We start from the raw sequence: 19,321 nt of genomic DNA, 5'->3' as shown, positions 1-19,321 counted from the left end.
ACTGACCCACCACTGCAGGAGACACCTTTTGACGCTGGTTCAGATGCAGTCCCGCCCGGCACACACCACCCCCGCGCACAGGACGGCGGCCGACGCCATGGACACCGGCGAACCGCAGGTCTGCGACGACATGACCGTCGAGGTCGCCCTGTCCGTCATGGCCGGCGCCCGCACCGGGCATCTCCTCATCTGCGACAACGACAGTCTGCGCACCGGGCTCCTCACCCGCGCCCAGCTCACTGCGGCCCGTGACAGCTCCACCTACACGGACCGGACCCAGCTGCGCGACATCCTCGGCGGCAACGCCCTGGGCGTCCTCTCCCTGGCCCGCTGAACCGCCTGGACCGCGGCAGAACCGCCCCCTCGTTCTTCTCCCTGTGAGGCATCATGCGCTGTGTCATCGCCCGTTTTCCCTTCGACCTCACCAAGAGCGGCGTCCTGGAATCGATGAAAGGTGTCAAGCCGGAGGGAGTCTTCGGGGCGTCCGTGATCGTCGGTCGTCGCACCTACCCCGTCAAGCAGGTCGGGCAGGTCGTCACCCGCCAGGACCGCCGCGACTTCAGCGCCGGCGAGGTCCTGCGGGCCATGACCCAGCTCGGCTTCACCTGCCGCGACCTTTCCCGAACCGCCGCACCCACGCGCCCGCTCAGCGCGTTCCAGGAGGCTTCCGCGATGCTCGGGGCCCCTGCGGCAGTCTGACCGACGGGCAGGAACGAGCCGCCGTTGCAGCAGCTGAGTCTGAGCTTGCCGTTTAACTTCAGTCGTTCGGCTGGGTGGACGCCGCAGTCATCGCGGACGGCGCCCGCACCATGCCGCACACCCTGCGCTCCCTGGAGCTCACCGACGAGATCACCACCGATCGCGGCAACGGTGACCTGCGCTGCCCATGCCGAAGGGCATCACCCTGCTGGCGACGCCGGAAGGCTGGCGCCACAGTGTCCTCACAGAGGAAGGCGGGATGCTGTGCGGGCGTCTTGCCGACGTGCCGGCCAATACCGACCCAGCCGAGGCACGGGCCGCCGTGGCCGCCATCGTGGTGGGACTCGCACACGGCGTCCACGAAACTGACGTCGACGTGACCTGGGATCCGTCTCGTGAACCCGGGTAACTCACGGTGCTGGTCGGCTTCGACCAGGACCTCGCCTCCGAGGCCACCCGCACCAGCAACCGCATACGCGGCCTGCTCACCCAGTTTCCATCCCAGCCTGGAACGCGTCCTGGGCCCACGTCTGGATCACCAGGCCGTCACCTGGCTCCCCGAGCGACACGGCTCTCCGGCCACGCTGCGAAAGGCCGGGCGCCACAGACTCGTTGAGGTGATCCGGCCCAAGGCGCGCATGGCCCCCGGCTGATCGACGACATCTTCGACGTGCTCGACGAGCGGACCGTCATCGTTCCCGGCACCGCGGCACCCTCGACATAGTCGTCCCGTCCCCGGCCCGCTCGCTCGCTCGCAGCCGTCCATGAACAAGGCCGGGCTCTGGAAGCCAGATCAAACCCCTGCTGGAGGAACACCCTTTTCCCCAGGTCCTGATCTCGATGCCGGGGCCGCGGCCGGGTGGAGCCTGGGCTGGAGTGGCCGGCGGCGGCCCCTGCATGCAGTCTCCTGTTGGGCCCGGGTCGATACGGCTCGTGCCCTGTGAGGTTCGCGGGCGGCCCCTCCGGCTGCTTGGCCGAACCGGAGGGGCCGGGCGGAAACACCCGCGCACCGTGGCGCGCTCCCGCCTGCCGCAAAGTTCCCCTCTCCACGCTTTTCACCCCCTCCACCGCAGTTGTGATTTTCGCTGGTCTTCCACCTCACTGCCTCCACCGGCGGGGCGGCCAGAAGAGTCGGCGAGGATTTGTCATGCCCAGGCCCTCCGGGGGGGGCTGTTCCGCAGCCGGCCCGTCGTCCTTCCCGCCGGCGGAAGCCGTGCGCAGGCACAGGCATGTGGGGCCAGACCCCACTCCGCGCACCTGTGCTGTCCAGGGGCACATGGCCTGCCGCCCCGCGATGCGCCGGCCCGTGGAGGCGTCTGCCACGCCAGGGCAGCCGTGTCGGATACCGGGGTCAAGGGTTCAGGCGAGGGCGGTCGGCACGGTGGGGTGCACCGCGATGATGGTGTCGACGCCTACGATCCGATCCGCAGCACGCGCAGCACGCCGGCGTTCGCTCCGGCCAGGCGCAGCCAGCCGCCGGCATCGGTGGCCTGGCGGTAGGCGGTCAGCAGTATGTTCAGACCGCTGGAGTCCATGTCGGGTCTGGACACGTCGGATGTGTCAGGCGACGGAGAAACGCGCGGCGGCTTCGGCAGGCGTGATTCCTTGGCGGCGCCCTGGAACATCGTGGACGGTTGTTGCGCCCTCGGAGCGAAGCTGGTCGGCACCAGCATCTCGGATCATGATGGCGGCGTAGGCACGGACGTCCGCAGCGGTGAGGTCCGTGCGGCCTCGCTCGGTGTACTGCTGGATGAGGCCGGTGACGTCCGGGTTGAATCGCAGCATGGTCACCGGGGCGCTGAAGCGGCAGGCGAGGGCGATGAGTCGTGCGCGTGCCTGTGGCGTGACGTTCGTTGACTCGGCGACTGCGCTGTGTCCGGCGGCGAGTCTGGTGACGATCCTGCGGTCGCGTTCCTCGAAGATCCGTGCGTCCGCCTCGTCGGATTCCGCTTGTGCGGGTGAGGTACCGAAACGCTCCGCGCGAATCTCGTCGCTGGATACCACGGCTGCCGCGTCGATCTGCCGCCGCGCGACCAGTGCCCGAACGAAACTGGTCTTACCCGAGGCTGGTGGGCCGACGAGGACAATGAGTCCCGCTGGCACCCGGAAAGCCGGCGAGAGAACGCTGAGGTGGAGGTCGCCCGCGCAGTCGAGGGCCTCCTCCGCAGAGCCGACGGGCAGTCCGCTGGGCAGGACGGCGTCCCGGTAGCTGTCACTACTCGCCAGGTATGAGGCGAAGCCCCAGGTGTGCAGCCCGCCGGTGAAGCGCAGTCGGCACAGCGGCAGGCTTTTTCCGCCCGGCAGCTCGGCTGCCACGTAGGCGAATCCTGCACGGAAACGAACCGTAATGGCGTTCACGTGGGGCCAGCATTCGCGGGCGTGGCGGTTCAGACGCTGGCGCAGATGCTGCTGCATTGTTTCCGGGGGGCTCTTCGGCACGGGCCTATCCTGCCGGGCGCGGCGGCGGCCCGCCATGATCGTTGGCCATGGAGGGCGGGCAACGGGCGGGGACAGCGGTGGAGGTGACTATCAGTTCAGGGGTCCGCGAGCAGCTGGTGCGGACTGTGGCCTCGCCGAAGTCCGAGGTGCGCGCGGTGCTGCGCGCCCGGATCGTACTCGTGTCTTCTGGCAGCGAGCGTCCATGCTGTGCGCGCTCTACCTTGATCCGCCGGAGCCACGGTTCGGATATCGATGGCCGCGATGAGCTCGAGCCCGTACCGACAGCCCCTACAGCCATGACTCACGACGACCATGCATGCGCTGCGGCGGCGCGCTGGTGTTCGGCGTTGAGGCGCTGGGCTTCCTCGAGCTGGTCTTCGAGGATAACGATCCGGCAGGCAGCCTCGATCGGGGTGCCCTGGTCGACGAGTTCCCGCGCACGGGCGGCGATGCGCAACTGGTAGCGGGAGTAGCGGCGGTGGCCGCCCGCCGAGCGCAGCGGGGTGATGAGGCGGGCATCGCCGATGGCGCGCAAAAAGCCCTGGGTGGTGCCGAGCATGCCGGCAGCCCGGCCCATCGTGTAGGCGGGGAAATCGTCGTCATCCAGCCGGCTGAAGGAGTCGTCTGCGGTCATTACACCTTTCTGTGAAACGCGTGGAGGGGCCCGGGTGCATAGTTGCGCCCGGGCCCCGAAGGAACTGCTACACCATCTGCCGACCCTGATCCTGCGCCGGCCTTCTGTGTCCGCCGCCCCGAGTGAACTGCGGTCGGGGGTGCGGGGATCGCGGTTGCTTGACCGGAGACCACCTCACTAACGATGTCCTGCGGTACCCGGGCCCAAGAATTCCGCCCGGGCGATCCTGATGGCGCCTGGTTCCTCCGTTCTTTCCCTCTGAGATGAATCACTTACCTACTGCTGGTGGCCTGTCCCAGCGCCACTCTCCGGCAGCCAGCGCCCGTGCTGCACCTGCTGTGGCTTGGAACCCACTGCCGAACCTCCCGGTGCGCGCGCCCGCAGCCGACGCCTTCACCAAGGTGCTGCTCACTTCTCTCCACTGCGGTCCTGCGAACTGCACGTACCTGTACTGCGGTTACTGCTGGTGGTGGCCCCTGATCACTGCGGGCCACCCGGTCCGGTCGCCAGCCCCGTCGCCGTCCTGCAACCATCCTGGCTTCGGAACTCCACCACCGCACCGTCCTGCAACTGCACATGCTGGTACTGCTGCCTGGCAGTTCATCTCTGCCGGGCCCTGCTCAATCTCCGTTACGAGAGAAACCATAACCACACCCCCACTCAATGTCTACTCCCGCCGATGCAGGTTTTCATGTGCTCGACGGTGAGGTAGTCGCCCTCGAACGGCACGGGGACGAACGGCGCCGCGGGCCGGCTCGGGCCGTCCCCGTGACTAGGGCCTGTTGCGAAAGTGCAGCCCCACGCCTGTGCCTGCCCGACGGCTTCGTAAGCTTCATCGGGTGACCGACATGCCCAACGACTCGAATTGGACGCCTGCCCACAGGGCCGTGGAGACCAGTGACCATGAGCTGCTCACTTTTCATCTGGCGTCTGGAACAGACCCGAACGAAACATGCTGGGGCTTCACGCTACTCGTCCACGCTCTCGATATCGAAGGCGATGGCCACCTGCAGACGGGACACCCGTGGAACACCGCGGCGACGGCCATTCTCCTCGCCTACGGTGCAGACCCCCTGCTCCCAAACAGCAATGGAGTTACACCTCTGCAGATGGCTGAACGCTACGACCACTACATGGCACAGGCGCTGCTCAAGCGTTTCATAGCCACTCGTTGAGGACTGCGACCAGCACGGTTGACTCGTAGCGGACGGCAAGCTTGTCGTACCTGGTGGCGACAGCACGGTGCCGCTTGAGACGGTTGATGCCGCACTCGACCGCGTGACGTGCGCGGTAGTCGGCCTGGTCGAATTTGGGCGGCCGACCTCCGCGGGAGCCGCGCTTGCGGCGGTTGTGAACACGGTCCGCAGGGACCGGAATGGTGGCCTTGATGCCGCGCCGCCGCAGGTAGGCACGGTTCCTGCGAGAGTCGTATGCCTTGTCCGCCCGGACCCGCGCTGGACGTGTACGAGGTCGCCCCCGGCCCGGCCGAGGCACTCTTATCGCCTCCAGGACCGGCTCGAACTGCGGGGAATCACCGCGCTGCCCAGCCGTGATGACTACGGAAAGGGGATTTTGCCCCTGCTCGACAGCGAGGTGGATCTTGCTGGTCAGGCCGCCCCGGGAGCGCCCGAGACCGTGGTCGGACGGCTCGTCGGAGATGCCACCGGGCGGTTCCTTTTGGAGGTCCCCCTTTTCGCGGCCCCAGCCGCGTGCTGATGGGCCCGGCAGACCGTGGAGTCGACGTTCACCTCCCAGGTGATCAGCCCCTTGGCGTCCGCGTCGATCTGGAGCTGGGTGACGATCCGGGCCCAGGCGCCATCCCGCTGCCAGCGCCGAAACAGGTCATAGACCCGATCCCACGGACCGTATCTTTCGGGCACATCCCGCCACGGGGCACCCGTCCGGGTCCGCCACCGTATGCCATCTATCAGCTGCCGCCGAGTCCACACCGGCGGACGTCCCGACTTGGCGCCTCTCGGCAACAAGAGCTCCAGCCGGGCCCATTGGCCGTCCGTCAAATCACCACGCCTCACGAGGCGTGATCATCCATGACCAAGATCTACTTTCGCAACACGCCCTAGCGGCACGATCACCGGGAACACGGGCCGGTACGGCGGGCGAACAGACAGCACAAGGCAAAGCAGCAGAGTCTGCTGGACGGCACCGCGAACTGACCGCAGGCGCCGATACGCCGACACCACGCAAGACACCGGACCGCCCGGGGCAGCAGCCCTGGACGGTTCTGCCTTGAAGGCCGCAAACCGTTGTCTGTGCCGTACGGGTTCGTGACGCCCGAGGACTGGCCTCCGGCCGGGTTTCCGCTGGGGGTGTGGCTGACCCATCAGCGGCGCTCCTACAAGGCGGGGCGGCTGGATGCGGAGCGGGTCGCGGAGTTGGACGGGCTGGGGATGGTGTGGGCGCCGCGCGAGGAGGCGTTCGCCGACGGCCTCGCCGCGGCGAAGGCGTGGGCTGCGGCGCACGGGCACTTCCTGCCGCCGGCCACCGCCGTGTGGAACGGCTACCCGGTGGGGAACGGCTACCCGGTGGGGCCGTGGGCGAAGAACATGCGGGATGCGGCCAGGCTCGCGGACCGGATCGCCGCGCGCCGGGAGGCCGGTGAGCCGGTCGGGTCGGAGGCCGGGGCGCTCACCGACGAACGCCGCCACCAGCTCGACGACCTCGATCCCGGCTGGGCCCCCAGTTGGCAACGCTGCCTCCGGCTGATCCAGGCACACCTGGCCGACGGCGGGAGCCTGCCGACGAAGGTGAGGGACGTCGTGGTCCGGGGCAAGGAGCTCGGGCGCTGGGTACAGACACGGGCTTGGTATTGATGCGGCCGAGGAGGAGCGGCCGGTTAAGCGGACCCAGAACCACACGTGGGCGCTGAATCTCGCCGCCGCCCGCCAGTACCGTGTCCGCGAAGGCCCCGGACCTGATCGGCCGCGACTTTCACGCCGAGCGGCCCGGGACCTGGCTGGTCGGCGACAGCACCTGCCTGCCCACCGCCGAGGGCTGGCTCGACCTGGCCTGCTGGCTGGACCTGGCCACCCGCGAGGTCGTCGGTTACGCCATGGCCGACCACCACCGCGCCGACCTTGTCGTCGACGCCCTGGACATGGCTCACGGCCGGGGCCAGCTGAAGCCCGGCTGCGTGATCCACAGCGACCGCGGCAGTGCATACACCTCAGCCCAATTCCGCACTCGACTGCGGGAGTTGGGGCTTCGGCAAAGTTGCGGACGCACCGGATCGTGCTTCGACTGTCAGGCTCTTGGCACCGGATTCCGCAAGGATCGGGGAGCCTCGGCCGAGTCGTTCTTCCAGGGCCTGAAACGGGAGTTGCTGCACGGTCGACGCCTCACCTCGAAGGCCCAGACACGCCTGAAGCTGTTCCGCTGGCCGGCCTACTACAACCGGCGCCGCCGCCAATCCTCCCTCGACTACCTCACACCGGCCGAGTTCGAACAACAACTGACCTCACCACCTACGCTGTCACTCGTCGCATGAAACTCGGTGTCCTCACGCGCTGCCCACACCGTGTCCGCATCAGTGGGTCGGGGCAGTGCACTGCGGAGCCGGGGAGGTGGCCGCGGAGGCCTCCGGGTGGATGGTGCAGACCCGGTCCTGGCCGACGATGGACAGGATGCGGGCGGTGTGAGCGGGGACCGCGGCCAGGGCTGTGTCGCCGCTCTGCTCGATGGCCAGGTTCCGGGCGGCGCGCAGCGCGGTAATGCCGCTGGAGTCGCAGAATGCAAGTCCGGCAAGGTCCAGGATCAGGAGCTGTCCGGCGGCCAGGGTCGGATGGTCAAGGGCGGTGCGGAGCGCGGGTGCCGTCGCATGGTCGAGGACACCGGTGAGCTCCCAGAGGGGGCCGGTGGCCGCATCGCGGGCGGTGATCGTCAGCGGGCTCATCTCAGGTCTTGACCCGCGGGAGCGGAAAACTGGGCGGGCATGCCGAGGGCGAGCAGTGCGGTGTCGTCGTCGAGTCCGTCGCCGAAGCTGGCGATGAGCCCGGTCAGGGCGTCGATCAGGGCCTGTGGGCCGGCAGGCGGCTGGGCGGCGCCGAAGGCACGCAGGGCGTCCTCGCCATACAGTTCGCGCGTGGGTGCGGGGCGGGCTTCGGTGAGGCCGTCGGTGTACAGGAGCAGGGTGTCGCCGGGGGCCAACTCGGTGCGGGCGGCGGTGAACTGGGCCCGGGGCAGGACGCCGACGAGCATGCCGCCGGGGGTGGGCAGGTAGTCGGTCCTTCCGTTCGCCCGCTGGATCAGTGCCGAGGGGTGTCCGCCGGCGGCCAGGTGCACGCCGACCTGCCCGTCACGGGGGTGCAGGGTGCCGAAGATGGCGGTGCAGTAGCGCGGGTCGCCGCTGGTGTACCGCTCGTGCAGCACCGTGTTCAAGGTGGTCAGCACGTTCACGGGGTCGGGGTCGTGCAGGGCCGCTGCGCGCAGGGTGTAGCGGGTCAGGGAGGTCACGGCGGCGGCCTGGGGGCCTTTGCCGCACACGTCGCCGAGGAAGAATGCCCACCGGCCCGCGCCGGCGGGGAACAGGTCGTAGAAGTCGCCGCCCAGAAGATCTGGGGAGGCCGTGTGGTAGTAGGAGGCGGCCTCCAGGCCTGGAATGTGCGGCAGTTGGGCGGGCAGCAGGCTCTGCTGCAGGACCGCGAGGGTTTCCTGGAGGCGGTCCCGGTCGGCCTCGGCCTGCCGGCGTGCTTCCTCGGCCGCCTGGCGGCTGCGCAGCAGTTCGTTCTCGTAGGATCTGCGCTCGCGGGCGTCGAAGACGGTGGCGCGGATCAGCAGCGGTTCGCCACGTTCGCTCGTCTTCACCTTCGAGCTGACCAGTACCGGCATCCGCCGGCTGCCGGCGGCTTTGATCTCCAGGGCGATGCCGCTGATCTCGCCCTGCATCTGCAGCGTCGGGGCGAAGTGCGTCTCGTGGTAGAGCCTGCCGCCCACCGTGAGGAGATCGGTGAACCGCAGCCGCCCCACCACCTGGGACCGTTCGAAGCCCAGCCAGTCCAGCAGCGTGGTGTTGATCTTCGCGATGGTGCCGTCCATCAACGTCGACAGGTACCCGCACGGAGCCTGCTCGTACAACTCCTGCGCGCTGTCTTCCAGCAGCGAGGTGAACGCCGCATCCAGGGCCTCGACGCCCGGCTCCCCCTCCGGACCCTGATCCTGGCCGGTGCGGCACATCATCCGGACGCCCCGACAAAGCTGGTGATCGCCCCGGCGGTGGCCTGCGGCGCGCTCAGCTGCGGACAGTGCCCGGTCGCCTCCAGCGTCACCAGGCGGCTGCCCGGGATCACGGCGTGCACATAGGCGCCGACCTCGCGGGGCGCGATCACATCCTGCTCGCACTCCAGCACCAGGGTCGGCACCGCAACCGTCTTCAGATCCTCCCGGCTGTCGGACAAAAAGGTCGTGCGGGCGAAGACACGCGCCATGTTCGGGTCGGTCGCACAGAACGCGGCGGTCAGCTCCTCGCCGAGTTCCGGCCGGTCCGCGTTGCCCATGATCACCGGAGCCATCGCAGCCGACCAGCCCAGATAGTTCGGCCCCAGGGACTCCAGCAACTCATCAATGTCATCCGCGGAGAACCCGCCCCGGTACCCGTCGTCATCGAGGTAACACGGCGAGGGAGCCACCATCACCAGATGCGAAAACCGCTCTGGTGCTCTCGCCGCCGCGTACACCCCGACCATCGCACTGACCGAATGTCCCACGAAGGTCACCTCCTGCAGGTCCAGTTCCTCACAGACCTCCAGCACATCGAGCGGGTAACCCTGAAGCGAGCTGTAGCGCCGCTCATCCCAGGCCGCAGGGTCCGCCCGGCCCGAGCCCACACAGTCAAAGAGGACCACCCGGAACTCCGCGGCCAGAGTGGGGAGCACCAGGCGCCACATGTTCTGGTCACAGCCGAACCCGTGCGCCAGCACGAGCACCGGCCCGTCGGCACGGCCGGTGACGGTGACGTGGTTCCTGCGCCGGATATCCATAGCCGCCCGTTTCCTCTCGCCCTGCCCACCTGCAGCAGGGGTTTCATCTCTCATTGCTGCCGCCCGCCCCGGCATTCTTCGCCGGTTCGACGGCGGCCCCTCCGGCTGCTGTGCCGAACCAGAGGGGCCCGGACGGGAACACGTGCGCACCCTGGCGCACTCCCGCAGGCAACGAAGTCCCCCTCGACACGCACTTCACACCCGCCGCCACCGATTGCGGCCGCCGATCTTTCTCCGCTGCCGCATCCGCAGGCGGAGTTACGTCGGAAAGAGCGGTGGGGAGTTCGCATGCCCGGACCCCGCGCGGGGCTCTTCCGCGGCTCGCGCCATGCTGGACGCGTGACCGGCCTACCTGCGTGGCGCGTCCGTTGTCCCGTACAGCCCGGCACCTCGGCAGGCAAAGGGCGTGGTGAGTATCGCCGTGTGCTCCTCGGCATGCGGCCCGTTCATGTCCCATATGGGAGCGGGGACGGCAGCCTCGAAGGCCGGGTCGCCCGCGGTTGTGTAGAAGCCGAGGTCGAGCACCGCGACGGGCCGGTCGGCCGCGTCGATGTGGACGTTGGGCGGGACGAGGTCGCTATGGATCGCTGTCACCGGGCCGTCGGGACACGCACGCGCCGTTTGCGTGCGTTCAACTCCCGCCGCGAAGTCCGACACGTAAACAGCCAGGACAGCACCATGCCGGGCTGCGGCCTGAAGGACCAGAGCCGCGAGCGCGTCGCGGAAGCAGTCGTGGTCGTGCCACTGCGGACGGTCGTCGCCCTGCTCAGTCAACTGGCGCATGGCGTCGGTGCCCGGCGCGGAGGCCAGAGCACGCAGAACGGCCTTCGGTCAGTTCTTGTACTGGACGTCCTTTTCCGCGATGCGCACGGAGTTCGGCACCATGGCCTGCGGGCGGATGACGTTCTTGAGCAGGAACTGCAGTAGTTCTTCGGCGTTCTTGGCGCGCAGGACGTCCCCGTTCTTGGGATCGACCTCGCTGATGCGTGCCACCTCGGCCAGGACCCGTTCGACGAGACCGGGAACGATGTCGGGGCCGACCAGCACGTTCTGCTGGAGCAGCTCCGGGCGTTCGATCCGGGCCCCGGCCCCGCGGTACTCCTGTCTGGCGTTGACCTCGTCCTGCAGCTGCTGGCGGACGTGGGCCAGCTGGGCCCGGCGCTCCATGCTCATATCCGCGGCACGTGCGGAGGTTTCCGGAATGACGCCGGAGCTCCGTTTGAACGTGCGCAGTGGATCTTTGAAGTCCGGGTTCGCCTTCGAAAACTCCCTCTTGCTCTTGGTGTACGAGGTGACGGCGACCGGGTCGGTGCGCTTGGCCATCAGGTTCGGGAAGTCCCGGGTGTTGAAGTCGGTCAGCATGACCCAGCCCGTGGAGAGCAGACCGGACTCCTCCAGCCCGAGGGTGATCCGGGTATCGCCGAAGCGCGAATCCCGGAAACCGTCAGTGGGCGCCTCCAGGTAGAAGAAGACGAAGCCCGTATTGGCCAGCACGTGGTCGTCGTAGGGCTGGGTGTTGTGCTCGCCGCCGGATTCGGCCTCGATCCGCGCCTTCGATTTGATCCCTTCGTCGAGCAGCGACTGCACCCGGCTGCGCTGCGTGTAGTGCCGCACCACGAACGTCCGCAGGGTCTGCTGCAAGTCCTGGCGCATCGACTCGAACCAGGGGTCGAGGCGCCCCGCGGTCTCCTTCCGCATCCCTTCGAGGTTCAGGGCGGAGAGCTCGTCGAAGTAGGCCTTGTCCGTCTTGCCGACGGCCTCCGTGTTCTTCGGGAAGCTCTCCTCCGACCAGAGCAGACCCTGGCGGGTCATAAGTTCGTAGGGACCTTCCGCCGTCGTCGAAGACTGCCGGAGGAAGTCCAGCTCCGCGGCGACATGGTCGAATTCCTTGCTCACGATCTCGCGGACCGGGCCGGCCCCGGCCGGCAGCAGCTGCTGGATCTTCTCCAGCGTCCTGCGTTGCAGGGTGAGCTGGGAGTCCGTGAGGCCGTCGTACGTCGCGATCTCCTTGCTCACGTCGTTCGCGACCTCGGCTGTGCCGAGTTGGTCGGCAAGAGGGGTGGCGGTGCGGCGCTGGACGGCGGGCGTCACGGGGTGCACGTACCCTTCGTGCGTCCCGGCGTCCGGTAAGCCCTGCGCGGCAGGCCGGGAAGCGGCCATGACCCTGGTGGCGTTCGCCTCCGCCGCCCGTTCGAAGCGGTCGTCGGGGTGGGAGACGGACAGGCCCGCACCGTTGTCCGTGCCCGCGACGGACCCGCGGCGCTGCTGGATGACGTGCGTCAACTCGTGGGCCAGAGTGTGTCCGTCGAGCCGGGGCGCGTTCGCGACGATGTGGTGACCCGAGGTGTAGGCGACGGCCCCGATCTCGGCGGCGGAGTCCCGGGCAGTGCTGTCGGTGTGCAGGCGTACGTCCGAGAAATCGGAGCCCAGGCGGGCTTCCATCTCCTGGCGCAGGGGCCGGTCGAGGGGGCGCCCAGGCGACCGCAACACCTCGTGCACCGTGGATCGCTGCACGACCGGGTGGCCGGGCTCCGCCGCTCCCTCCGAGGCGGAGTGCCGTGCCCGCTCGGCGAGCATCCGGGCCACGGCGGCGTTGCCTACGGTCCTTTGCAGGCGCAGGACGGTACCCGGCGAGAGAGGACCGCCGTCCAGAGCGGCCGCGAGGGCGGCGCTGACGTCCGCCCGGCGCGTGCTCGCGGCGGTCGGGCCGGGCCCGGGCATGTCCCGCTGCTGACGCTCACGCTTCTTCTGCGGCATGTTCTTCCCTTCGCCTGGCCCGTCACGGCGTGGCCAGGGTGGGCCAGGGATACCACGGCGGCAAGAAGCCCCGAGGCAGGGGAATGGGCAATCCTCGTGGGACGTCCGAGGCAGGCGTGCTGCCCCAGACAGCGCCGGAAAAGCATCGTGTCTCCGCACCATGACCATGGCTGGCACGGTGACGTCCTGGTCGGGTGCGGTTCCTGGCTCATACAAGGTTTCCGTGGGGCTTGATCGCCCATGGATCATCGGAGACATCCCGGGCTGGGGTGCGTCGGCGGTGCGCCACGAAAGGTGCCGCCCGGCTTATGCCGGGCGGCACCTGCGCGCGCACGGGGAGCCTGCCGCCCGGCTCCCTTCCGCGCCCTGCCCACACCGGCGTCCGCATCCTCCGCGCCACGCGCATGGGGGCCTTCCTCACCAAGCACGCCAGGGTGCGCCTGGCCCTCGCGCGTGAACCCACCGCGCGTGGGCGCGACATCGCCGCGGCCTGCCACCTCAGCGAACGCACCGCCCAGAGCATCGTCGCCGACCTCGAACAGGCCGGCCATCTCAGCCGGGAACACCACGGGCGCCACCCACTACGCACCGGCTGGACCACACCCTCCACCACCCAGCCGACGCCCACCTGCCCGTCCAGGCTCTGCTCGACCTCTTCACCACCCACGACAGCAGACGCTGACCTCACCGGCCCACCCTGGCAGGTCCGTGCGGTGACGGCGGTGCCTGTGTCGCCTCAACTCACCCCGCACGGCGTGCCTGCGCTCCCCTGCCGGCCCGCGTCATCGTCGTCGCACTCGCCTACGCCATACAGGCCCCCGCACCTCCTGCGCCTGCTCCCACGACAGCGGACCGCCCGGACCGGCTCCCCCCGCCAACGCCAGCACTACGCTGGCAACGGAGTCAGAGATCCATGGAATACGGCGCCCGCCAGTGACGTGACAGCCGCCGCAGGACGCGGTCCCGCCCCCTTGCTCCCCCGGGGGAAGCGTGACCGCGCAGGCGCCCTGCACCCTCGTTGGCCCCGATGGACATCTTCGATGCCCAGAATCGACTCGAGACCGGACAGGGAACCGGCCGGTCGCCGATTCCGCGCGCCTGTTACGGCACGGCAATCCCTGCCAAGGCGCCGCACACACCCCAGGCCCCGCGGACGCTCCCGACGCACACCGAAAGCCGACCGCCACGCAGTCGGACCCCGCCGCTCGACGCTGATGTGACCGCGCCCGCCCACGGCAGCTGCCATCAGGAAACCGCTCGTGCGCCCGGCACAGCAGAACCCGCGACGGGGCCGCCCGCGAATCCAGGGCGGACTGGTCTGGCCAGGGCATCCAGTCGCCTCGTCCACGCTCTGGAAGATCCTGCGGCTGGCTTCGTTCACTTCAAACAGCAGCGTTTGTCTGCCGGTTTGGGCAGCAGTTCGTGATCTTGAGGCACGTGGATGTTCACGAGAAATAGCAGCAAGTCCATGGGACGGTCCGCCGCCTGTGAGATGTCTGTTTCTGAACCTGTGGCACAGGATGGGCTAGGTAGCCCGATCAGGCGAGCGCGGGCCACGTTGGTGGCCACCAACGTGAGATCGATCAAGGAATCGCGTAACGCGCGAGGGTGTCGCCGCGCGCCCGTCAGGCGTCGAAACGGCCGCGTGCACTCTCGATGTGACCGAGGTGCTGGTGGGTCCAGCCGCATATGGCGTCGACCGCGGTGCGCAGGGCCCGGCCCGGCTCGGTGAGGGTGTACTCGACTCGCGGCGGCACGGTGGGGTGCACCTTCCGGTCGACTAGGCCATTGCGCTCCAGCATGCGCAGGTTCTGGGTGAGCATCTTGTGGCTGACGCCCTCGACCTCGTTCCGCAGCTCGCTGAAGCGCAGGGTGCGCTCGCCGAGCGCCTCGATGATCAGGAGCGCCCACTTGTTGGCGACGTCCGAGAAGATCTCCCGCGCCAGGGAGTCTGCGCGCCGCAGGTCAGCGTCGTCAGGCAGACCCTTGAGTAGTTGCTTGGTCACCATCAGGTTCCTCAGTCACCGAAAAGTGCGTTCTTCCAGGTCAACCGTAACTCTCCTACAGTTCCTGAGTAACTACAAGAGAGCACAGCGGAAGGGCGAGTACCGTGGCCACCATTGAGGTCTTCAACTACAACGTGCCGGCCGAGAGCGACTTCGGCTACTCACAGGCGATCAAGTCCGGCGAGCTGATCCACGTCTCTGGACAGCTCTCGTTCGATGAGGCAGGCGAGTTCCTCTACGCGAGCGACTTCGCCGCCCAGCTCAAGCAGACCTACGCCAACATGGACAAGGTCCTGGACCACTACGGCGCCACCCGGAACCAGGTCGTCTCGCAGACCCTGTACCTGGTGAACCTGCGGCAGAATGCCGCGGTGACGGCGGAGGGCAACCGGGAGTACTTCGGCGACCACCGCCCGGCCAGCACGGTCTTGGGCATCACTGAACTGACCTTGCCCGGCCAGGTCATCGAAATCAGCTTCGTCATCGACACGAAACTGCCCGCTTGAGGTCTTCTCCTCGTACGTTCCACAGCCCTCTGGGGGCTCTGTTCGTGGAAACAGCCACAGTGACCGTTCCACGAACGCTCCCATAACCCTCGATTTTCCGGCCGGCTCGGTGGCCCCGCCCGATCGCCGCGTACAGCTCGACCTTCGACATCTACGGCATGACAAGGGCCTTTCACCGGGAACACCCCGATGCTGTCCTGGCAAGCCCCCACTGCCATAGAAACTCGCGAACATCACCCGACCGTGGAAACAGGCGCCTCCCAAACCCGTGTACAACCGCCTGACGGGAGGCGCCGTGCCCGCGGGTGTCAGTTCAGCCCGCGGGTGTGCTCCGCGGTGGTCTACTCGGTGACGATGGCTTTCTGGGCCGCGGCCAGCGTCACTTTGCCCGAGCAGACGGTGATGTGCAGTTTCGTCTCCACCGGGTCCTTCTTGTTGTTCACCCCGCCGCCCGGCTGGTGGCCCCGGGTCCGCGGGCTCCACTCACAGGTTGCGGGCATCATTCGGGTCACCGCCGAGCTGGAGCGAAATGTCGTGATCGTATTCGGCGTCGCCCAGGCTGCCCGGGTAGCCGTAGGAGGCGGCGTTCAACTTCTTCTCCCGCCCCGTGACCGAGACCGGCGGGCGAATGCCCTTGGTATAGCCGCCCTTCCGGCAGATCTTCCGCGCCAGCGTCGCCTGGGTGACCGCCGGCGAGGCCGCGCCCGGCGTGCACTTCAGATCCGGCAAGGTTCCCCGGCCCCGGTGTGCCGGTAGTGACAGCTACCGGCCGGCGGCTGCCGCTGCACCGTGTACCTCTTCTGCGGACCGGCCCCCACCGCAATCGCCCCCGCCGCTGTCCCGGACAGCGCCGGACCGGTCGTTCCTGCCGGGCCGGTCGCTTTTGAAGAACCGGCAGCTGATGCACCGTTCCTTCAGTCCCCGCCTTTGCCGGAGCCCGCCCCAGTGGACGAGCCCCCGGCCAGCGCAAAGCAGGCCAGCACCACCAGCGGCACGGCGCGACCGACAGAAACCATGACGACTCCTCACCGAGCGGAACAGACCGAGCAGATGCTGCCCCGTCAAGACCGCCCCACCACCTCCCGGGCCCCGGCGCGCGGAAGCACGTCAGAATTCAGGCGGGTTCGGCAGCGATGCGGCGGCGCAGGAAGACGCAGGATTTCAGGCTGGCCAGCGGCTTCCGGTCGAGTACTGAGGCTGCACCTTTGGAGTGGACACCCTGACAATGGATCTTGATGGTCCAGGGAGGGATGTCCAGGTGGGACGGCAGTCTCCGTATCCGGAGAAGTTCCGGAAGGATGCCGTCGCGCTGTATCGCGCGTCGGGCGGTAAGCGGACGTATGCGGCGGTGGCTGCGGATCTCGGGATCACCGGGGAGACGCTGCGCACATGGGTCCACAAGGACGCCAGCGGGGCCGCACCCGAGCCGCCGGGCGGCACCGCGCTCAGCCCGGCTGAGGAGCTGGCGCGGTTGCGGGCCGAGAACCAGCGGCTGCTGAAGGCGTAGAAGGAGCGGCAACTGGAGCGGGAGATCCTGCGCCATGCATGCAGCCGCCTATTTCGCTCGGGCGGTGAAGTGAGCCGCCACCGCTGGGACTTCATCTCCGACAACCGCGCCGTCTTCGGTGTGCAGCGGATCTGCCGAATCCTGGGCGTCTCCCGCTCCGGCTACTACCGGCACCAGGCCACCGCGCAGACCCGCGTCGCGCGTCAGGCCGAGCAGGCCCCCGCGGTCGCTGAGATCCGGCAGATCCGCGCCGAGCACCACGGCGCCTACGGTGCCCCGCGGATCCATGCCGAACTCCGGGCCCGTGGCCGCAAGGTCAACCGCAAGCGGGTGGCCCGGCTGATGCGGGTCAACCACATCGTCGGCCGTCACCTGCGCCGCAAGAAGCGGACCACGATCGCGGACAGGACGGCCGCGCCCGCACCGGATCTGATGATGCGTGACTTCACGGCCACGGCGTTGAACACCAGGTGGCGCGGCGACATCACCTATATCGCTGTCGGCTCGACGTGGTTGTTCCTGGCCACGGTCATCGACATCTGCTCGCGTCGCGTGACCGGCTGGTCCATCGCCGACCACATGCGCACCCAACTGGTCACCGACGCAACCGAGATGGCAGTCGCCACCCGCGGCGGCCGGGTCGACGGCGTCGTCTTTCACACGGACAGGGGCGCGCGCAGTACGTCCGTCGGGCCTTCGCCGAGGTTTGCCGCCGGCACGGCATCCGCCGCAGCATGGGGCGTATCGGGTCGAGCTACGACTGTCAGTCTCTTGGCACCGGATTCCGCAAGGATCGGGGAGCCCCGGCCGTGACGGTCTTACCCTTGCTATGACCGACCCCACGGGTATCCTGGCGTTGATCTGTCGACCGTCCGGCCAGGCACGCGGCAAGCGCTGCCGCTGGCTGGATGTGACCTGATAAGAGCCTAGAGACACCTCGTCAAAGCGTCCCCGTGACAGTCCTGTCCGTCCGGCCAGCGACAGCGTGCACTTCACGCTACCGGCCGGAAGGAACGCGATGAACCCCAACGAGCAGCACAGGTCCGGGCACGTCGTGATCGGCGTCGACACCGCCGCGGAAATCCTCGTCGTGGTCGGCGACAACCCCGAACGCACCATGTCCGAGGCAGCCCTCGCCAAATTTGCGGGGATCGCACCGCTGGCCACCGGTTCCGGCATGACCAGTGGCAGGCACCGCATCAACCACGGCGGCCGCCGACAGCTCAACGCCGCGATCTACCGCACCGTCTCGTCCGCATGCAGTACCACCAACCCACGATCGACTACGTTGCCCGCCGCACCTCCGAGGGCAAGACGAAACGCGAGATCATCCGCTGCCTCAAACGCTACGTCATCCGCGAGGTCTACCACCTGATCCGACCCGCTCCCCGGAAGATCCCCGCAGCAACTTGACAGCTATAGGAGCGTCAACGCGATGGCCGAAGCCCTCAAAAGCTCCTTCAAGGCCGAGCTGATCGAGCATCAAGGCCCATGACGGGGCGCTGACCAGGTCGAACATTCCGTCGTTCAATAGGTCGGCTGGCACAACATCGAGCGCCTGCACTCCGCCCACGGCTACCTCCCAGAGAATCCGGCCGCTACAAACTCGGGGCAGTTCACCAGGGCCGCTTTGCCCTTGGGAAGCCGGTGATAGAAGGCCGGACGCCCATACCGGTCCGACCAGTCCACAGCGACCAGTGTTGCCAACCATCGCTTGCCCATGTCGAACACACCACGACCGCGTAAAGAGCTGGAAGCTCCTCAGCGACTGCCGCCTGGGTCGAAGCAGTCTGGTTGTCACCAACACGGCATTCGACCTGTCACAGGCGCTCATTCAGCTACCCGGCGAGATTGCGGAACAGGCCCTCGAGGTCCTGTTCGCCGTCCCGGGTCTGGGCGCCGTTGGCCAGCCCGGCGCTCATGAGCTGTGCTGTGGCGGGGCGGAATACGAGCCCGGCCCAGGTCTCGTTCTCCCATGCCAGGCCACCAGAATGATCGCGGAGGACGATAGCGCGCTTGACTGCCGCGACGACGCCGCCGGGCAGCGCGGCGATGTTACCGGCGAGGCGGTCGACGAACTCGTCAAGCTGGTCGGCGGGTACGGCTCGGTTGACCCAGCCGTACCGCTCGGCGGTCTCGGCGTCCATCAGATCGGCACCGAGCACGATCTCCAAGGCACGGTTACGGCCGACGCGCTCGGTGAGGTACTGCGTGGCGCCACCGCCGGGGACGATGCCCATGAGTGCTTCGATATGGCCGAGCCCGGCCTTGCCGATCGCCGCGAACGCCATGTCCGCAACCACGACGAACTCGGCACCGCCGCCACGCGCCTTGCCTGCGAGCTTGACGATGGTTACCTGAGGCTGGCGGCGTAGCTGCTCCCCCACGGCCTGGAAGACGTTGACGCCGTCCGGCAGGTCGGCCATGAGTCCGGCGAGGGCCTCCGGGGTGGCGGTCATGTCGACGTGGGCGAGGAAGAAGTCCGGGTCCGCACTGTCGAACACGATCACATGGACGGTGCCGTCGTCGGCCAACGAGGTGAGCAGGCGTCGCACATCGGTTATGACCGCGACGCTGAGGACGTTGACCGGCGGGTTGTCGATCGTGACATGCGCGACTCCGTCCTTCTGGCTGATCCGCAAGGTCCGGTAGACGTCGTGGCCCATGACATGTCTCCTAGGTATCCGGCAGGACTCTGGTTCCTGTTGTATACCTACTGTGAAACCGTCTCTGACCTGCGTCAATAACGCACTTCAAGCATCCTAGGGATCGTGGAGGAT

Annotated in this window: 20 protein-coding genes and 3 pseudogenes; 10 read left to right on the top strand and 13 right to left on the bottom strand. The window is 68.1% G+C overall.

All coding sequences use genetic code 11. From position 1 onward, the window contains the following. Positions 1-28: 28 nt before the first annotated feature. The 4 genes and pseudogenes from ACIREE_RS37645 to ACIREE_RS37630 form a co-directional block, all read left to right on the top strand. Positions 29-298 (top strand): annotated as a pseudogene (locus ACIREE_RS37645) (hypothetical protein); the annotation flags it as partial. Between the two features lie 89 nt (positions 299-387). After that, on the top strand, positions 388-699 hold the full coding sequence (locus ACIREE_RS37640) for an SCO5918 family protein (protein WP_404162911.1): 312 nt from the start codon (positions 388-390) through the stop codon (positions 697-699). Between the two features lie 187 nt (positions 700-886). Beyond that, positions 887-1,108, top strand: coding sequence for a hypothetical protein (locus ACIREE_RS37635; RefSeq protein ID WP_404163048.1), 222 nt, complete (start codon positions 887-889; stop codon positions 1,106-1,108). Continuing rightward, a pseudogene (locus tag ACIREE_RS37630) lies at positions 1,109-1,548 on the top strand (IS110 family transposase); the annotation flags it as partial. A 563-nt stretch (positions 1,549-2,111) separates the two neighbouring features. Here ACIREE_RS37630 and ACIREE_RS37625 read toward each other — a convergent pair. The 3 genes from ACIREE_RS37625 to ACIREE_RS37615 all read right to left on the bottom strand — a co-directional run bounded on the left by ACIREE_RS37625 (position 2,112) and on the right by ACIREE_RS37615 (position 3,772). Continuing rightward, entirely contained in the window at positions 2,112-2,249 is a 138-nt protein-coding gene (locus ACIREE_RS37625) for an STAS domain-containing protein (protein WP_404162908.1), read from the bottom strand. 10 nt (positions 2,250-2,259) lie between these two features. Continuing rightward, positions 2,260-3,138, bottom strand: coding sequence for an AAA family ATPase (locus ACIREE_RS37620; protein WP_404162905.1), 879 nt, complete (start codon positions 3,136-3,138; stop codon positions 2,260-2,262). Positions 3,139-3,439: 301 nt separating this feature from the next. Next, positions 3,440-3,772, bottom strand: coding sequence for a MerR family transcriptional regulator (locus ACIREE_RS37615; RefSeq protein ID WP_404162902.1), 333 nt, complete (start codon positions 3,770-3,772; stop codon positions 3,440-3,442). Positions 3,773-4,620: 848 nt separating this feature from the next. Here ACIREE_RS37615 and ACIREE_RS37610 point away from each other — a divergent pair. Then, positions 4,621-4,947 carry an ankyrin repeat domain-containing protein gene (locus ACIREE_RS37610; RefSeq protein WP_404163028.1) on the top strand — a complete coding sequence of 109 codons (327 nt, stop codon included), beginning with the start codon at positions 4,621-4,623 and terminating at the stop codon, positions 4,945-4,947. Here the strand turns inward: ACIREE_RS37610 and ACIREE_RS37605 are convergent. Further along, positions 4,931-5,805, bottom strand: a protein-coding gene (locus ACIREE_RS37605) for an IS5 family transposase (protein ID WP_404162900.1) whose coding sequence is annotated in 2 segments (ribosomal slippage) — positions 4,931-5,439 and positions 5,439-5,805 — 876 coding nt in all. Because the reading frame shifts where the segments join, the coding sequence is not laid out codon by codon here. The genes ACIREE_RS37610 and ACIREE_RS37605 overlap by 17 nt on opposite strands. Positions 5,806-6,042: 237 nt before the next feature. Between ACIREE_RS37605 and ACIREE_RS37600 the strand changes: the two genes are divergently transcribed. Next, positions 6,043-6,603: a helicase associated domain-containing protein gene (locus ACIREE_RS37600; RefSeq protein ID WP_404163025.1), complete on the top strand. Its 561-nt coding sequence runs from the start codon at positions 6,043-6,045 to the stop codon at positions 6,601-6,603. A gap of 80 nt (positions 6,604-6,683) precedes the next feature. Beyond that, complete coding sequence (locus tag ACIREE_RS37595; protein WP_404162897.1) at positions 6,684-7,277, top strand: IS3 family transposase; 594 nt, start codon at positions 6,684-6,686, stop codon at positions 7,275-7,277. A gap of 39 nt (positions 7,278-7,316) precedes the next feature. Here ACIREE_RS37595 and ACIREE_RS37590 read toward each other — a convergent pair whose 3' ends face one another. The 6 genes from ACIREE_RS37590 to ACIREE_RS37565 all read right to left on the bottom strand — a co-directional run bounded on the left by ACIREE_RS37590 (position 7,317) and on the right by ACIREE_RS37565 (position 14,531). Next, positions 7,317-7,682, bottom strand: coding sequence for an STAS domain-containing protein (locus tag ACIREE_RS37590; protein WP_404162895.1), 366 nt, complete (start codon positions 7,680-7,682; stop codon positions 7,317-7,319). Beyond that, positions 7,679-8,962, bottom strand: coding sequence for a PP2C family protein-serine/threonine phosphatase (locus ACIREE_RS37585; protein WP_404163022.1), 1,284 nt, complete (start codon positions 8,960-8,962; stop codon positions 7,679-7,681). The genes ACIREE_RS37590 and ACIREE_RS37585 overlap by 4 nt, the downstream gene beginning before the upstream one ends. Next, positions 8,962-9,765: an alpha/beta fold hydrolase gene (locus ACIREE_RS37580; RefSeq protein ID WP_404162892.1), complete on the bottom strand. Its 804-nt coding sequence runs from the start codon at positions 9,763-9,765 to the stop codon at positions 8,962-8,964. Before ACIREE_RS37580 ends, ACIREE_RS37585 begins: the two co-directional genes overlap by 1 nt. A gap of 348 nt (positions 9,766-10,113) precedes the next feature. Next, a complete protein-coding gene (locus ACIREE_RS37575) occupies positions 10,114-10,548 on the bottom strand; it encodes a phosphotransferase (RefSeq protein WP_404162889.1) in 435 nt (144 codons plus the stop codon). Positions 10,549-10,596: 48 nt separating this feature from the next. Continuing rightward, complete coding sequence (locus tag ACIREE_RS37570; RefSeq protein ID WP_404162886.1) at positions 10,597-12,522, bottom strand: DUF4157 domain-containing protein; 1,926 nt, start codon at positions 12,520-12,522, stop codon at positions 10,597-10,599. Between the two features lie 1,625 nt (positions 12,523-14,147). After that, positions 14,148-14,531 (bottom strand): winged helix-turn-helix transcriptional regulator, encoded by a 384-nt coding sequence (locus ACIREE_RS37565; protein ID WP_404162884.1) that lies wholly within the window; start codon positions 14,529-14,531, stop codon positions 14,148-14,150. Between the two features lie 101 nt (positions 14,532-14,632). Between ACIREE_RS37565 and ACIREE_RS37560 the strand changes: the two genes are divergently transcribed. Then, a complete protein-coding gene (locus ACIREE_RS37560) occupies positions 14,633-15,034 on the top strand; it encodes a RidA family protein (protein ID WP_404162881.1) in 402 nt (133 codons plus the stop codon). Positions 15,035-15,375: 341 nt separating this feature from the next. Here ACIREE_RS37560 and ACIREE_RS37555 read toward each other — a convergent pair whose 3' ends face one another. After that, positions 15,376-15,534, bottom strand: a complete 159-nt coding sequence (locus tag ACIREE_RS37555) for a hypothetical protein (RefSeq protein WP_404162878.1) — start codon at positions 15,532-15,534, stop codon at positions 15,376-15,378. Further along, complete coding sequence (locus ACIREE_RS37550; protein ID WP_404162875.1) at positions 15,518-15,763, bottom strand: hypothetical protein; 246 nt, start codon at positions 15,761-15,763, stop codon at positions 15,518-15,520. The genes ACIREE_RS37555 and ACIREE_RS37550 overlap by 17 nt, the downstream gene beginning before the upstream one ends. Positions 15,764-16,292: 529 nt before the next feature. On the opposite strand from ACIREE_RS37550, the pseudogene ACIREE_RS37545 reads away from it, so the two are divergent. Beyond that, positions 16,293-17,302, top strand: a pseudogene (locus tag ACIREE_RS37545) (IS3 family transposase); the annotation flags it as partial. 257 nt (positions 17,303-17,559) lie between these two features. Beyond that, the gene (locus ACIREE_RS37540; protein WP_404162872.1) at positions 17,560-17,916 is read left to right on the top strand and encodes a transposase; all 357 of its coding nucleotides are present in this window, start codon (positions 17,560-17,562) and stop codon (positions 17,914-17,916) included. Between the two features lie 463 nt (positions 17,917-18,379). On the opposite strand, the gene ACIREE_RS37535 is transcribed toward ACIREE_RS37540, so the two are convergent. Then, complete coding sequence (locus ACIREE_RS37535) at positions 18,380-19,207, bottom strand: enoyl-CoA hydratase/isomerase family protein (protein ID WP_404162869.1); 828 nt, start codon at positions 19,205-19,207, stop codon at positions 18,380-18,382. Positions 19,208-19,321: the final 114 nt, after the last annotated feature.

Source organism: Streptomyces sp. NPDC102467 (assembly GCF_044765445.1).
Classification (GTDB): Bacteria; Actinomycetota; Actinomycetes; order Streptomycetales; family Streptomycetaceae; genus Streptomyces.
This window is presented reverse-complemented; position numbering and strand designations above follow the sequence as displayed.